Genomic DNA, 14,342 nt, shown 5'->3' on the forward strand with positions numbered 1-14,342 from the left:
GGCGCCATTGCAGCACCGGCTCAATGCTTGGACAATCAGAATGATCCGAACGATTATTCGCCAAAGATGAATATTACGCTGCGCCAGATCCGCGCCTTCCTCGCGGTGGCCGAGGTCGGGGCTTTCGCCCGCGCGGCCGAGCGCATGCACCTCTCGCCCTCCGCGTTGTCCACGCTGGTCAAGGAACTCGAGGAGCAGATCGGGCTGCGGCTGTTCTACCGCAGCACACGCGTGGTCCAGCTGACCGAGGCGGGCGCCGAGTTCCTGCCGCTGGCGCGCAAGGCGCTCGAGGACCTCGAGGCCGCGGTCGCCGGATCGCGCGCGCTGGCCGAGGTCAAGCGCGGACGGGTCACGGTGGCCGCCTCCATCGTGATCGCCGCCACGCTGCTGCCCTGGGTGATCCAGTCGTTCCAGCAGCGCCATCCGGGTATCCAGTGCATCCTCAAGGACGGCTTCGAGGAGACCATCCGCGACCAGGTGCGCCGCGGCGAGGTCGACCTCGGCGTCGGCACGCTGGTCGAAGGCGAGCCGGGGCTGACGGAGGTCACGCTCTACCAGGACCATCTGGTGGCGCTGGTGCCCGATGGCCATCCGCTCGCGGAACGCGGCGCCGTCACCTGGCGCGAGCTGGCCAAGCATCCGCTGATCAGCCTGTCCGACCAGAGCCCGTCGCGCGCGCTGGCCGACGCGGCCTTCGATTCCGTTGGCCTGCGGCCGGTGCCCGCGCATGTCGCGACCTTCTCCTCCACGCTGATCAGCATGGTGGCCGCAGGCATGGGCGTGGCCGCGCTGCCGATCAACGTGCGCCAGCTCTCGCGCCGCACCGGCGTGCAGACGCGGATGCTGGTGCGGCCGACGGTCAAGCGGAACATGGGCGTCTATTCGCGCAGCGACGCGGAGCTGACGCCGGCGGCGAACGCCTTCCTGAAGCACATGCAGGCGTTCGTGAAATCGAAGGGGAGCCTGCCGGACGAGGCGGCCGAAGCCGCCGCGCATTGAAGCGGCATCGAGGAGCGAAAGACGTTTCCGCTGTGTCAATCTGTTCCAGGCCGTTGACGCCCGCGCAACCACGTCGCTACATTCGTTCGACCCCTCCCCAGAGCACACCCATTGCACGGCCCCCTCCCCTACGTCCTCGCAGCCATCGCCATCGCGGTCCTCGCGGGCGACCTGGCCGCAACGGTCGTGGTGCTGCGCAGCGATTTCTACTCGGGGCCGCAGCGCGCATGGCAGCTGGCCCTGGTATGGCTCATCCCCATCGTCGGCGCCGCCTGCTGCCTGAGCTTCGCGGCCATCCACAGGCGCGCGATTCCCAAGCCTTCCGCGGCATTCCCCGGCTCCGAGACCTACAACCTGCCCGGTGGTGAAGCCAACAGTCTCTGAACTTGTGCGGCGCCTTGCCGGTGCCGCCCTTCTGCTCGCGGTGTTCGCCGGCCCGGCAGCGCTGGCGCAGACGCCTTCGCGCGATCTCCCGCCGTCCATCGGGCCCGACCACAGCGCATCGCTGACGGTGGAAGACTTCCTGCGCGGCGCGCAGGTGCTCGGCGAGCTCGGTCCCGAGCGCGCCGAGCAGAACGCCGACTACGTCGCGGCGATCCGCGGGCTGGCGAACATCGGCGACAACTACCGCACCGATGTGCTCAAGGCCAGGGCCGCGGGCACCACGATCGACAGCTGCCCCGGCAAGTCCGCGAAGATCACCACCGACACGCTGATCCCCTTCCTGCTGCGGCTGCCGCCCGAACAGCGGACGATGCCGATGGAGCAGGCGTTCCGGCTGCACATGCGCGAGCTCTACCCATGCCCCGCCAAGGGCGCGGCGCGGTAGCCACCAGCTCGCTCGATCGAGCGCCTACTCGGGCTTGATCCCCTGCTCGCGCACCACGCGCGTGAACTGCACGATCTCCTGCGAGACCAGCTTGTCGAGCGCCTCGGGCGAGCCGCCGATCACGCGCCCGGCCTGGGTCTCCATGCGTGCCTTGACCTCGTTGTCGGCCAGGGCTGCGAGCGTGGCCTGGTGCAGCTTGTCGACCACGGCCTGCGGCGTGCCGTGCGGCACGAAGGTGCCGATCCAGGTGTCGGATTCGTAGCCGGGCACCGATTCCGCGATGGTCTGTACCTCGGGCAGCAGCGGCGAGCGCTCCTTCGAGGTCACGGCGATCGCCTTGAGCTTGCCGCTGCGGATGTGCGGCAGCGCGCCGCTCAGGGTGCCGAACACCGCGGGCACCTGGTTGCCCACCACGTCCGCGATCGCGGGTCCCGCGCCGCGGTAGGGAATGTGCTGCAGCGACAGCTTGGCCATCGACTGCAGCAGCCCGCCCGCGAAGTGGCCCGGCGAGCCGATGCCGCCGGTCGCGTACTGGCGGTACCGCGGATCGCGCTGGCCCAGCGCGATCCACTCCTTGAGATTGCTGGCCGGCACCGATGGATGGACCGCGAGCACCTGCGGCAGCGCACCGATCAGCGTGACACCGCGCAGGTCGCGCTCGGTGTTGAAGGGCAGCGAGGGGTACAGGGCCTGGTTGATGCTGTGCGAGGAGACGGTGAACAGCACCGTGTAGCCGTCGGGCGCGGCCTTCGCGACGTAGTCCGTGGCGATCGATCCGCCGGCGCCGGGCTTGTTCTCCACGATGACCGTCTGGCCGAGCTTCTCGCTCATCTTGGCGTTGAGCGAGCGCGCGATGGTGTCGGAGCCGCCACCCGGCGCGAAGGTCACGATCAGACGCACGGGTTGGCGCGCGGGATAGTCGGGCTGCGCGCCCGCCAGCAGGGGCATGGCGATCAGCGCCCAGGATACGAGCCGTGTGGCCCTGAGGATGTTCATGGTGTCTCCGTCGATTTGTGCAGTCGACTGTAGGGACGGCCTCCCGAACTGAACACTACGAAATCCTGCTACCGGTATAGCGCCGACCGATGGCGCCGCACGCACGTGCTCAGCTGCCGGCCACCAGCCGCGCCCCGTCCCAGCGGCGGGAGCGCACCAGCTCGCGCACCACGCTCACGATCAGTGCGTGCACGCAGGCGGCGGCGGGCTGCAACCGGTTCAGGCGCGAATGCGCGAGCGTCGCGCGGCGCACGATCTGCGGCTCGATCGGGGTCTGGCGCAGCAACTGCGCGGCGGCATGCCAGGCCAGTGCCGAATGCGGGATCACGGTGCCCGCGCCGCCCTGCGCGACCATGGCCAGCACGGTGTGGATCGAGCTCGCCTCGGCCTTGATCTGCGGCGCCACGCCCGCCTTGGCGAAGGCGCGGTCGACCAGGTCGCGCAGCGTGGTGACCTGCGTCGTGAGCATCAGCGGCACGCTGGCCACCGTCGGCAGGTCGATGCTACGGCCCGCGCGCACCAGCGGCTTGCGGCGCGGCTGCACGAAGTACAGCGGCTCGTCCACCAGCGGCACCGCCTCGATGCCGGGCAGCGCCACGTCGTCGACCAGCACGCTGAGCTCGACGCGCTCGTTGATCAGGTGCGCCGCGAGGAAGGTGCTGGGGCTCTCGTAGACCTCGAGCACGATCTGCGGATGGCGCTCCTCGAGCGCGGCGATCAGCGGCCCGACCAGCACCATCGCGATGCTCGACGGCAGCCCGAGCCGCACGCGCCCGCTCAGGCCCGCGTCCGATGCCTTCACCACGTTCTTCGTGTCGCCCGCGAGCTTGAGGATCTGCTGCGCATGGCGGTACAGCGCCTGCCCCGCATCGGTCGGCGTGACGCCCTTGACGCTGCGCTGCAGCAGCTGGGTGCCGAGCTCTTCCTCGAGCTGGGTCATCTGCTGGCTCAGCGCGGGCTGGACGATGTGGACCAGCGCCGCCGCGCGCGAGAGCGAGCCGCTGTCGACGATCGCGACGAAGTAGCGCAGCTGGCGTATTTCCATGGCGAGAAGGGGTGATGGCCGCCCGGGCGCGAGGGCAGGCCGATGGTGGAAAGGAGGGGGCCGAACTCAGCCGAGCCCGTACTGGCTCACGACACCGTCGGCGAGCCAGGCGTCGATGCGCTCGCGACCATAGCCGAAATCCCGCAGCACTTCGACCGTGTGTTCCCCGAGCAGCGGTGGCGGCAGGCGCACGCTGCCGTCGCGCAAGCCGTCGATGCGCACCGGGTTGCCGACCTGCCGCATGGGCCCGATGACGGGATGGGTGAACTCCTCGACCAGCCCGCAGTGCCGCACCTGCGGATCGGCGAACACGTCGGCGATGTCGTTGATCGGCCCCGCCGGAATGCCCAGCGCGACCATCTGCGCGGTCCAGGCCGCGCGCGGCTGCGTGCGCAGGCGTTCCTCGAGCAGCTCCTTGAGCGCGATGCGGTGCTGCATGCGCGCCGCGTTGTTGACGAAGCGCGGATCCGACAGCAGCGCCTCCAGGCCGAGCAGGCGGGCGATCTTCACCCATTGCTCCTGCGTGGCGCCACCGATGTTCAGCGGCCCGTCCTGCGCCTCGAACACGCCATACGGCGCGATCACCGGATGCACATTGCCCACCGGCGCCGGCACCTCGCCGAGCGACAGATAGCGCTGCCCCTGCACGCTGAGCAAGCCGACCAGGCTCGCCAGCAGCGAGGTCTCGACCTTCTGACCTTGGCCGCTGGCCTGGCGCTGGATCACCGCCGCGAGGATGCCCATGGCGGTCCACATGCCGGAGGTGAGATCGCCGATCGCCACGCCCACGCGCTGCGGGCCGGACTCGGGCGTGCCCGTGAAGCTCATGAAGCCCGAGAAGCCCTGCGCGATCTGGTCGAAGCCCGGCCAGTGTCCCTTGGGGCCGTCGCTGCCGAAGCCGGTGATGCTGCCGTGGATCAGCCCGGGATTCAGCGCCATGAGCTCGGCCTGGCCCATGCCCATCTGCGCCATCACGCCGGCGCGGAAGTTCTCCACCAGGATATCGGCCTTCGATGCCATCTCGCGCACGATCGCCAGGCCCTCGGGGTGGCGGAAGTCCAGCGCCACGCTCTTCTTGTTGCGGTTGCCAGAGAGGTAGTAGACGCTGGTGTCCTCGGCGAAAGGACCCCACTGCCGCACCATGTCGCCGTGCGGCGCCGGCTCGATCTTCACGACCTCGGCACCGAAGTCGCCGAGGATCATCGAGCAGAACGGGCCGGACAGCGCCCGCGAGAGGTCGAGCACGCGGAGGCCCGCGAGGGGCAGCGCTTGGGTCATGAGCAGCTTTCTTGAGGGGCGATCGGCACGGTGCCGGCCAGGGTTGCTAGCGGCCGATGAATTCGGGACGGGTCTTCTCGCGAAAGGCGCGCAGTCCCGTGCGGTAGTCCTGCGTGTCCGCGAACGCATAGCTCGCCAGGCGTTCTTCCCGCGTCACGGGACTCGGGTCTTCCATCAGGCGGCGCAGTTGCCGCTTGAGCGCGCGAACCGCCAGCGGCGCACTCTGTGCGACGGCGTCCGCGGCCGCCTGGGCGCGCCGCTCGACATCCACATCGTCCACCACGTCGGTCAGCAGGCCCTTGGCCCACGCGGTCTGCGCATCGAGCATGCGGCCTTCGAACAGCAGCTCGGCCGTGAGCGCGGGACCGGCGAGCCGGTAGAGCCACTCCATCTCGCCGAGCGCGAGCGGAAAGCCCAGCAGCCGGATCGGGATGCCGAGGCGGGCGCCGCGGCCCGCGATGCGCAGGTCGCAGACCGAGGCGATCTCCAGGCCGCCGCCCGCGCAGGCGCCCTCGATCAGCGCGATCACCGGCACGGGCAGGTCGTGGATGGCGCGCAGGGCACCGGACACGCACTGCTCGTGGAATGCCGTCACCTGCTCGCGCGTGGCGCGCACCTGCTCGAACTCCGAGATATCGGCGCCGGCCGCGAAGTTGCCCGCCGCACCGCGCAGCACCACGCAGCGCAGCGTGTCGCTTTGCCGCAGGTCGGCGAACACCGCCTGCAGCGCCTCCCACATCGCCACGGTCAGCGCATTGCGCCGGCCGGGGTTCTCGATGGTGACCGTGGCGATGAAGCCCGATTGCGACAGCCCGATGCGGCCAGGGGCGCGAAGGCCTTGTTCTTCATTCATGTGGCACGGATCCTAGGATCCGCGCGCGGCGCCGAAAACTACAACGTATTGATACCACCATAGGTTTTTCTGATGGCATCGTCATCCGGCGCGCGCTCGGGCCGGCTACGGGCGGCGCCGTTCCATGAACGCCACCACCTCGCCCATGATCCCCTTGCGGAAGGCCAGCACGCACACCACGAAGATCAGGCCCGTGACCATGGTCACCGACTCGCCCAGCGTGTTGAACCACTCGATGGTGGTGAGGCGCGCGAGCAGGCTGCCGAACTCGCCGAGCTTGTTCTCCAGCAGCACCACCACGGCCGATCCCACCAGCGGGCCCGACAGGGTGCCGAATCCGCCCACCAGCGTCATCAGCACGACCTGGCCCGACGCGGTCCAGTGCACGTCGGACAAGGTGGCGAAGCCCAGCACCAGCGTCTTGAGCGAACCCGCGAGGCCCGACAGCGCCGCCGAGATCACGAAGGCCAGCAGCTTGAAGCGGCCGACGTCGTAGCCCAGCGAGAGCGCGCGCGGCTCGTTCTCCTTGATGCCCTTGAGCACCTGCCCGAACGGCGAATGGACGGTGCGCACGATCAGCAGGAAGGCCAGCACGCACACGGCGAGCGCGACGTAGTACATCGTGAGGTCGTTGCTCAGGTCGAGCAGGCCAAACAGCTTGCCGCGCGGCACGCCCTGCAGGCCGTCCTCGCCACCGGTGAACCTCGCCTGCAGCGCGACGAAGAACATCATCTGCGCGAGCGCCAGCGTGATCATCGCGAAGTAGATGCCTTGGCGGCGGATCGCCAGCGAACCGAAGACCCAACCGAGCAAGGCGCCGGTGAGCGTGCCCGCGACCAGGCCGAGCTCGGGCGTCAGGCCCCAGGCCTTCATGGCCTGGCCCGCGACATAGGCCGAACAGCCCAGGAACGCCGCGTGCCCGAAGGACAGCAGGCCGGCGAAACCCAGCAGCAGGTTGAAGGCGGCCGCGAACAGCGCGAAGCACAGCAGCTTCATCACGAACACCGGATAGGCGCCGAGGAAAGGCGCGAGCAGCAGCCCGGCGAGCAGCAGCGGATAGAGGACGAGAGAAATCTTCTTCATGACCGCGGACTCACTTTTCTTTGCCGAACAGGCCGGCCGGGCGCACCAGCAGCACGATGACCATGATCACGAACACGACCGAGGACGAGGCCTCCGGGTAGAACACCTTGGTGAGGCCTTCGATCACGCCCAGGCCCAGGCCGGTGAGGATGGCCCCCATGATCGAGCCCATGCCGCCGATCACGACGACGGCGAACACCACGATGATCAGGTTCTGCCCCATCAGCGGCGAGACCTGCATCACCGGCGCGGCCAGCACGCCGGCGAAGGCGGCCAGGCCGCAGCCGAAGGCATAGGTCAGCGTGATCATCAGCGGCACGTTGACGCCGAAGGCTTCCACCAGCCGCGGGTTCTCGGTGCCCGCGCGCAGGTAAGCGCCCAGCCGCGTCTTCTCGATCGCATACCAGGTGGCGAAGCACACGGCGAGCGAGGCCACGACCACCCAGGCGCGGTAGTTGGGCAGCACCATGAAGCCCAGGTCACTGGCGCTGGCCAGTGCCGCGGGCGTGTGGTAGCTCAGGCCCGAGACACCATAGACCGAGCGGAACGCGCCTTCGATCAGCAGCGTGAGGCCCAAGGTGAGCAACAGGCCGTAGAGATGGTCGAGCTTGTAGATCCAGCGCAGGAACAGGCGCTCGATCAGCACGCCGAGCAGGCCGACGACCAGCGGCGCCACGGCGAGCATCGCCCAGTAGCTGACACCGAAGTAGCTCATCGCCATCCAGCTGAACACCGCGCCCACCATGAACAGCGCGCCATGCGCGAAGTTGATGACGTTGAGCAGCCCGAAAATCACAGCGAGCCCAAGGCTCAGGATCGCATAGAACGACCCGTTGACCAGGCCCAGCAGCAGTTGGCTCAGCAGGGACTGCACGGGAAAACCAAAGACAGTCGTCATCGCCTCAGACTCCCAGCAATTCGTTGAGCACAGGCATCCGGGCTTCGAGCTCGTCGGCGCCGAACTTCAGGACGATGCGGCCGTGTTCCATCACGTAGAAGCGATCGGCCAGCGGCGCCGCGAAGCGGAAGTTCTGCTCCACCATCACGATGGTGTAGCCCTTGGAACGCAAGGTCGTGATCATTCGCGCCAGCGCCTGCACGATCACCGGCGCCAGGCCTTCGGAGATCTCGTCGAGCAAGAGCAGCTTGGCGCCCGTGCGCAGGATCCGCGCCACCGCCAGCATCTGCTGCTCGCCACCCGACAGCCGCGTGCCCTGGCTATGGCGGCGCTCCGCCAGGTTCGGGAACATCGCGTAGATCTCGTCGACCGACATGCCCTGCCCCGCGCCCTTGAGCTCGGGCGGCAGCATCAGGTTCTCCTCGCACGACAGGCTCGCGAAGATGCCCCGTTCCTCGGGGCAGTAGCCGATGCCCAGGTGCGCGATGCGGTGCGTGGGCATCGCGATCGTCTCCCGGCCATTGACCTCGATGCTGCCCTTGCGCGCGCCGGTCAGGCCCATGATCGCGCGCAGCGTGGTCGTGCGGCCCGCGCCATTGCGGCCCAGCAAAGTGACGACCTCGCCGGGCTGCACGACCATGTCGACGCCGTGCAGCACATGCGATTCGCCGTACCAGGCCTGCAGGCCCTTGATTTCCAATGCGGCGGTCATCAGTGGGCTCCCTGCAGTTGGCCGTCCGTGGTGCCCATGTAGGCTTCCATGACCTGCGGGTTCTTCGAGACTTCCGCATACGGGCCTTCGGCCAGCACGGCGCCACGCTGCAGCACGGTGATGGTGTCGGCGATGGTCGAGACCACGCTCATGTTGTGTTCGACCATCAGGATGGTGCGGCCCGCCGACACGCGCTTGATCAGCTCGGCCACGCGGTGCACGTCCTCGTGGCCCATGCCCTGCGTGGGCTCGTCGAGCAGCATCAGCTCGGGCTCCATCGCGAGCGTGGTCGCGATCTCGAGCGCGCGCTTGCGGCCATAGGGCAGGTTCACGGTCTGCTCTTCGGCGAGTTCTTCCAACCCGACCTCCGCGAGCAGCTCGCGTGCCCGGGCGTTCAAGGGCTCGAGCGACTTCTCGCTCTTCCAGAAGTGGTACGAGGTGCCCAGCCGGCGCTGCAGCCCCAGGCGCACGTTCTCCAGCAGCGTGAGGTGCGGGAACACGGCCGAGATCTGGAACGAGCGGATGATGCCGCGCCGCGCGATCTGCGCGGGGCGCTCGCCGGTGATGTCCTGGCCGTTGAACAGGATCGTGCCGCTGGTGGGCTCGAGGAACTTCGTGAGCAGGTTGAAGCAGGTCGTCTTGCCTGCGCCGTTGGGTCCGATGAGCGCGTGGATCGAACCGCGCACGACCGAGAGGTTGACCTTGCTGACCGCGGTGAAACCCTTGAATTCCTTGGTGAGCTGGCGTGTTTCGAGAATGATGTCCGTGCGATACGACATGGCAAAGAGAGTGGGGCAAAGAAAAAAAGCCGTGCGGCCGCGCGCCGCGCGAGACGCGGCGGCGGCACGGCTTCGGCGCTGATCAGCTCTTCGGCATCAGGTGGCAGGCGCCGGGCTTCGTCGGCGCATAGGCCTGCTCGCCCGGGATCTTCGAGACCACCTTGTAGTAGTCCCACGGCTGCTTCGATTCGCTGCGCTTCTTGACCTGCATCAGGTACATGTCGTGCACCATCGCGCCATCCGCGCGGATGTAGCCCTGCGCGAACATGTCGTCGATCTTGAGCGACTTGAGCGCGGCCATCACCTTGTCGGCGTCGGTGCTCTGCGCCGCTTCCACCGCCTTGAGGTAGCTCAGCGTGGCCGAGTAGTCGCCGGCCTGAAAGGTGGTGGGCATCTTCTTGTGCTTCTCGTAGAAGCGGGTCGCGAAGGCGCGCGACTTGTCGTTGAGGTCCCAGTACCAGCCATCGGTCAGGTACATGCCGCTGGTGGTGTCGAGGCCGAGGCTGTGCACGTCGGTGATGAACACCATGAGGCCGGCGAGGCGCATCTTGCTGCTGATGCCGAACTCCTTGGCCGTCTTGATCGAGGTGATGAGGTCGCTGCCGCCGTTGGCGAGGCCGACCACCTGCGCGCCCGATGCCTGCGCCTGCGTCAGGTAGGACGAGAAGTCGCTCGCGCTCAGCGGATGGCGCACGCTGCCCTTGACGGTGCCGCCGCTGGCCTGGACCACGTCGATGCTGGCCTTCTCGAGCGAGTAGCCGAAGGCATAGTCCGCGGTCACGAAGTACCAGCTCTTGCCGCCCTGCTCCACCATGGCCGTCGCCGTGCCGCGCGCCTGGGCCGAGGTGCTGTAGGTGTAGCGCACGAGATAGGGCTGGCAGGCCTCTTCCGTCAGGCTGTCGGCGCCCGCGCCAGCGGAGATGAAGACCTTCTTCTTTTCCTTCGAGATGTTGCTGATCGCCAGCGACGCCGAGGAGTTGGACCCCGCGATGACCAGCTCGACCTTGTCCTGGTCCCACCACTGGCGCGCCTTGTTGGCCGCGATGTCGGCCTTGTTCTGGTGATCGGCGGACAGCACCTCGATCGGCCGGCCCAGCACCTTGCCGCCGAAATCCGCGATGGCCATGCGGACCGCGTCGAGACCGCCGGCGCCGTCGAAGTCGGAGTACGGCCCCGACATGTCGGTGACGAAGCCGATCTTGAAGCGATCGGGCGCGGCTTGCGCGCTGGCGTTCTGGATCCAGGGCAGTCCCGCGAGGACGGCCAGGGCGATGGCATGCATTCTCATTGTTTGTCTCCTTGGCAGCCGATGCTTCGGCTGCGCTTTATGTGGATCGGGAAGCTAGAGATCGAGCCTCTTGCCGGACTCGTTCCGTTCGAAAGCGCTGGCCGTCGTCAGGCGGCCTTCCAGCCCGCGGGCACCCGTGCGCGCTCGATCCTCGCGAGGTCGCAGACCGCATCGGCAATGCCCGAGAAATCGATCTTTCCGTACTCGCTGGCGCGCGCCAGGCTGAACGATTCGAAGACCGCGGCGGCCACCGGCATCGGCACCCTGGCCGCGTGGGCCGCGCCCATCACCAGCGCCATGTCCTTGTGCGCGAGGTCGATCGTGAAGCCCGGCGTGGTGTCGCCCACCAGCACCTTGTTCGGGAAGTTCAGGCGCAACTGCCCGTTGGTCGCCGAGGTGCCGTAGAGCACCTGCAGGGTGCGGGTGATGTCGAGCCCAAAACGCTGCGACAGCGCGAGCGCCTCGGCGTTGACCTGGCACAGCGTGACCGCGACGTAGTTGTTGACCAGCTTGGTCCGGCCGCCCGTGCCGACGTCGCCGCAGTGGTAGACGGTCGAGCCCATGACATCGAGCAGCGGCCGCACGCGAGCGAAGTCCTCGTCGGTCGCGCCGACCATGAACAGCGATTCGCCGCGGTCCGCGTGTTCGGCCAGGCGGCCCACGGGCGCGTCGACCACGGACTGCCCGGCCGCGCGCGCCGCCACGGCCAGCCGGTCGGTGGTCAGCGGATCGATGGTGCTCATGTCGAGCAGGATGTTGCCCTTGCGTGCGTTGGCGAAGATGCCTTCCGCGCCCAGGGCCACCTGCTCCACTTCGGTCGAGCTGGGCAGCATCGTCGCGACGATCGAACACTCGCGCGCGATCTGCGCGATGCTCTGCGCGCTCGCCGCGCCGGCATCGACCAGCTCGTTGACCGCCGCGACGTTCAGGTCGTGGACCACGAGCGGGTAGCCCTGTTTTCGCAGGTTCAGGGCCATGGACTTGCCCATGCGCCCGAGCCCGATGAAGCCGATTTTTTCCATTCGATGTCTCCGGTGGTTCCTGGTATCAATGCCCGATGTAGGCGGTCTTGGTCAGCGTGTAGAAATCGGCGGCGTAGCTCCCCTGCTCGCGCGGGCCGAAGCTCGAGCCCTTGGTGCCGCCGAAGGGCACGTGGTAATCGAGGCCCGCGGTCGGCAGGTTGACCATGGCCAGTCCGCTCTTCACGTTCAGGCGGAAGTGGGTCGCGTGCTTGTGGGATTGGGTGCAGATCCCGGCCGAGAGGCCGTATTCGGTGTCGTTGGCCAGCGCGAGCGCTTCCTCGTAGTCGCGGGCGCGGATCACCGTGGCGAACGGGCCGAACACCTCCTCGCGGTTGATGCGCATGTCGTTGCGGGTGTCGACGAACAGCGTGGGCGCCATGAAGAACCCGGGCGTCGAACGCTCGAGCACGGCACCGCCTTCGATGAGCCGGGCACCCTCGTCCTTGCCGACCGAGATGTAGCGCTGGATCATGTCGAGCTGGCGCTGGTTGATCACCGGGCCGATGTCGGTGCCCGCCGCCAGGGCGTGGCCCACCTGAACTTCGCGCATGCGTGCACGCAGGGCCTCGACGAAGCGGTCGTGGATGCCGTCGGTCACGATCAGCCGGCTGGACGCGGTGCAGCGCTGGCCGGCCGAGAAGAAGGCGCCGTTCAGCGCGCACTCCACCGCCTGCGGCAGGTCGGCGTCGTCGAGCACGACGAGCGGGTTCTTGCCGCCCATCTCGAGCTGCACGCGCACCATCCTTGCGACCGCGGCCTGGGCCAGCTTGCGGCCGGTGGCGACGCTGCCCGTGAAGCTCAGCGCGTCGACGCCTTCGACGATGGCCGCGCCCGCGACCGCACCATGGCCATTCACCAGGTTGGCGACGCCCGCGGGCAGACCGTTGCGCTCGAGCACGCGGAAGAGCTCGCTCGCCACCGCGGGCGTCTCCTCGGAAGGCTTGAGCAGCAGCGTGTTGCCGAAGGCCAGCGCGGGCGCGATCTTCCAGGCGGCGATGGCGATGGGGAAGTTCCACGGCGTGATCAGCCCCACCACGCCGATCGGCTCGCGGCTGGTCTGCACGCCGATGTTCGGCCGCACCGACGGGAGGTTCTCGCCGCCGTAGCGCACGGCCTCGCCGGCGAAGAAGCCGAAGATCTGGCTGGCCCGCGTGACTTCGCCGATGCCTTCGGCGCGGGTCTTGCCGGCTTCGCGCGAGACCAGCTCGCCGATCTGCTCGCGGCGCGCGAAGAGCTCGTGCGCCGTGCGTTGCAGCAGGTCGCTGCGGACCTGCGTGGTCGTTGCCGCCCAGGCCGGCTGGGCGGCGCGCGCGGCCGCCACGGCCTGGCGGACCTGTGCCGCGTCGGCCAGCGCGAACTGGCCCACCACGTCGTGGGTGTCCGACGGGTTGATGCTGGCGATCGATTCCTGGCCGGCGATCCATTCGCCGCCGATGAGGTTCTTCTGAATGTCCATGGTCCTGTCTCCTGGGCTGCCGGGTCACTCGCGGATGCGGGTGTCGGTGTGAAGTGGGTGGATCATAAATTTGCATTTCACATGCCGTCGAATTACCATTTCTGATCGATAAATCACTTTTTTTGCTGGCAGGAAACGCGATGGACACGCGGCAGATTCGGGCCTTTCTGGCGATCGCGGACACCGGCAGCGTGACGCGCGCCGCCGAGCTTCTTCATGTGGTGCAGCCCGCGATCTCGCGGCAGCTCAAGCTGCTGGAGGACGACCTCGGCGCGCTGCTCTTCGAGCGCAGCCGCGGCGGCATGGTGCTGACGGAGGCGGGCCGCACGCTCGTGGAGTACTCGCGGCGCGCGCTGCGCGAGCTCGACAACGCGAGGTCGGAGATCCAGCCCTCGGGCCCGTCGATCGCGGGCATCGTCCACGTGGGATTGCTGCCGAGCAGCTGCGAGCTGCTGGCCGCGCCGCTGGTGCTGGCGCTCAAGGAGCGCTACCCCGGCGTGCAGGTGTCGCTGTCGGTGGGCTACACGGATCATCTCGCGCGCTGGCTCGAGACGGGCGAGCTCGACATGGCGCTGCTGTACGACGCCCCGCAACGGCCGAGCGTGAGTCTCGAGCCCTTGCTCAAGGAGGTGCTGTGCCTCACCGCGCCGGCGGCGCACGGACTCTCGCTGAAGAAGCCCGTGAAGGTCCGCGCGCTGGGCCAGGCACCGCTGGTGCTGCCGAGCCGGCCGCACAACCTGCGCGGGCTCGTGGAGCATGCGTGCGCGGTCGCGGACGTGCCGTTTCGGATCGCGGCCGAGACGAATGCGCTGTCGGTCCAGCGCGACCTCGTCGTTCAGGGCGTGGGCTTCTCGGTGCTGCCGGCGGTCGCGATTCGCAGCGAGCTCGAACGCGGCCTGCTGTCGGCCGCCCCGATCGCGGCGCCCGAGTTCGCGCGCAGCATCTACCTGGCGCTGCCCACGACGCGCCGCACTTCCACCGCGGGGCAATGCGTGGTCGGCGAACTCAAGCGCTGCATGGAGGCCGCGGTCGACAGCGGCGAGTGGACCGGGGCGAAATGGATCCGGGCCGCGGGCGAGAACGGGCAGGCGTAGTCGCGGTTGT

At 68.4% G+C, this 14,342-nt stretch carries 15 protein-coding genes; 4 read left to right on the forward strand and 11 right to left on the reverse strand.

Annotation, left to right across the window (positions count from 1 at the left end; all coding sequences use genetic code 11):
• Positions 1-66: 66 nt before the first annotated feature.
• The 3 genes from AC07RM_RS02000 to AC07RM_RS02010 all read left to right on the forward strand — a co-directional run bounded on the left by AC07RM_RS02000 (position 67) and on the right by AC07RM_RS02010 (position 1,828).
• Positions 67-999 (forward strand): LysR family transcriptional regulator, encoded by a 933-nt coding sequence (locus AC07RM_RS02000; RefSeq protein WP_495332583.1) that lies wholly within the window; start codon positions 67-69, stop codon positions 997-999.
• Positions 1,000-1,110: 111 nt separating this feature from the next.
• On the forward strand, positions 1,111-1,383 hold the full coding sequence (locus AC07RM_RS02005; RefSeq protein WP_495332584.1) for a hypothetical protein: 273 nt from the start codon (positions 1,111-1,113) through the stop codon (positions 1,381-1,383).
• A gap of 4 nt (positions 1,384-1,387) precedes the next feature.
• Positions 1,388-1,828 carry a hypothetical protein gene (locus AC07RM_RS02010; RefSeq protein WP_495332586.1) on the forward strand — a complete coding sequence of 147 codons (441 nt, stop codon included), beginning with the start codon at positions 1,388-1,390 and terminating at the stop codon, positions 1,826-1,828.
• A 24-nt stretch (positions 1,829-1,852) separates the two neighbouring features.
• On the opposite strand, the gene AC07RM_RS02015 is transcribed toward AC07RM_RS02010, so the two are convergent.
• The 11 genes from AC07RM_RS02015 to AC07RM_RS02065 form a co-directional block, all read right to left on the reverse strand.
• Positions 1,853-2,824, reverse strand: coding sequence for a tripartite tricarboxylate transporter substrate binding protein (locus AC07RM_RS02015; protein WP_093349327.1), 972 nt, complete (start codon positions 2,822-2,824; stop codon positions 1,853-1,855).
• 109 nt (positions 2,825-2,933) lie between these two features.
• Positions 2,934-3,869 (reverse strand): LysR substrate-binding domain-containing protein, encoded by a 936-nt coding sequence (locus AC07RM_RS02020; RefSeq protein WP_495332588.1) that lies wholly within the window; start codon positions 3,867-3,869, stop codon positions 2,934-2,936.
• 66 nt (positions 3,870-3,935) lie between these two features.
• Positions 3,936-5,147 (reverse strand): CaiB/BaiF CoA transferase family protein, encoded by a 1,212-nt coding sequence (locus AC07RM_RS02025; protein ID WP_495332590.1) that lies wholly within the window; start codon positions 5,145-5,147, stop codon positions 3,936-3,938.
• A gap of 46 nt (positions 5,148-5,193) precedes the next feature.
• The gene (locus AC07RM_RS02030; RefSeq protein ID WP_495332592.1) at positions 5,194-6,000 is read right to left on the reverse strand and encodes an enoyl-CoA hydratase-related protein; all 807 of its coding nucleotides are present in this window, start codon (positions 5,998-6,000) and stop codon (positions 5,194-5,196) included.
• A gap of 105 nt (positions 6,001-6,105) precedes the next feature.
• On the reverse strand, positions 6,106-7,083 hold the full coding sequence (locus AC07RM_RS02035; RefSeq protein WP_495332594.1) for a branched-chain amino acid ABC transporter permease: 978 nt from the start codon (positions 7,081-7,083) through the stop codon (positions 6,106-6,108).
• Between the two features lie 10 nt (positions 7,084-7,093).
• Positions 7,094-7,981 (reverse strand): branched-chain amino acid ABC transporter permease, encoded by an 888-nt coding sequence (locus AC07RM_RS02040; protein ID WP_495332596.1) that lies wholly within the window; start codon positions 7,979-7,981, stop codon positions 7,094-7,096.
• A 4-nt stretch (positions 7,982-7,985) separates the two neighbouring features.
• A complete protein-coding gene (locus AC07RM_RS02045) occupies positions 7,986-8,693 on the reverse strand; it encodes an ABC transporter ATP-binding protein (RefSeq protein WP_495315116.1) in 708 nt (235 codons plus the stop codon).
• Complete coding sequence (locus tag AC07RM_RS02050; RefSeq protein WP_444813548.1) at positions 8,693-9,472, reverse strand: ABC transporter ATP-binding protein; 780 nt, start codon at positions 9,470-9,472, stop codon at positions 8,693-8,695. Before AC07RM_RS02050 ends, AC07RM_RS02045 begins: the two co-directional genes overlap by 1 nt.
• An 82-nt stretch (positions 9,473-9,554) precedes the next feature.
• A complete protein-coding gene (locus AC07RM_RS02055) occupies positions 9,555-10,760 on the reverse strand; it encodes an ABC transporter substrate-binding protein (RefSeq protein WP_495332598.1) in 1,206 nt (401 codons plus the stop codon).
• Positions 10,761-10,867: 107 nt separating this feature from the next.
• Positions 10,868-11,812: an NAD(P)-dependent oxidoreductase gene (locus AC07RM_RS02060; RefSeq protein WP_495333406.1), complete on the reverse strand. Its 945-nt coding sequence runs from the start codon at positions 11,810-11,812 to the stop codon at positions 10,868-10,870.
• A complete protein-coding gene (locus AC07RM_RS02065; RefSeq protein ID WP_495332600.1) occupies positions 11,808-13,238 on the reverse strand; it encodes an aldehyde dehydrogenase family protein in 1,431 nt (476 codons plus the stop codon). The genes AC07RM_RS02060 and AC07RM_RS02065 overlap by 5 nt, the downstream gene beginning before the upstream one ends.
• A 140-nt stretch (positions 13,239-13,378) precedes the next feature.
• Between AC07RM_RS02065 and AC07RM_RS02070 the strand changes: the two genes are divergently transcribed.
• Positions 13,379-14,332: a LysR family transcriptional regulator gene (locus AC07RM_RS02070; RefSeq protein WP_495332602.1), complete on the forward strand. Its 954-nt coding sequence runs from the start codon at positions 13,379-13,381 to the stop codon at positions 14,330-14,332.
• The last annotated feature ends 10 nt before the right edge of the window (positions 14,333-14,342 follow it).

Source organism: Variovorax sp. GW821-FHT09B05, from assembly GCF_059418265.1.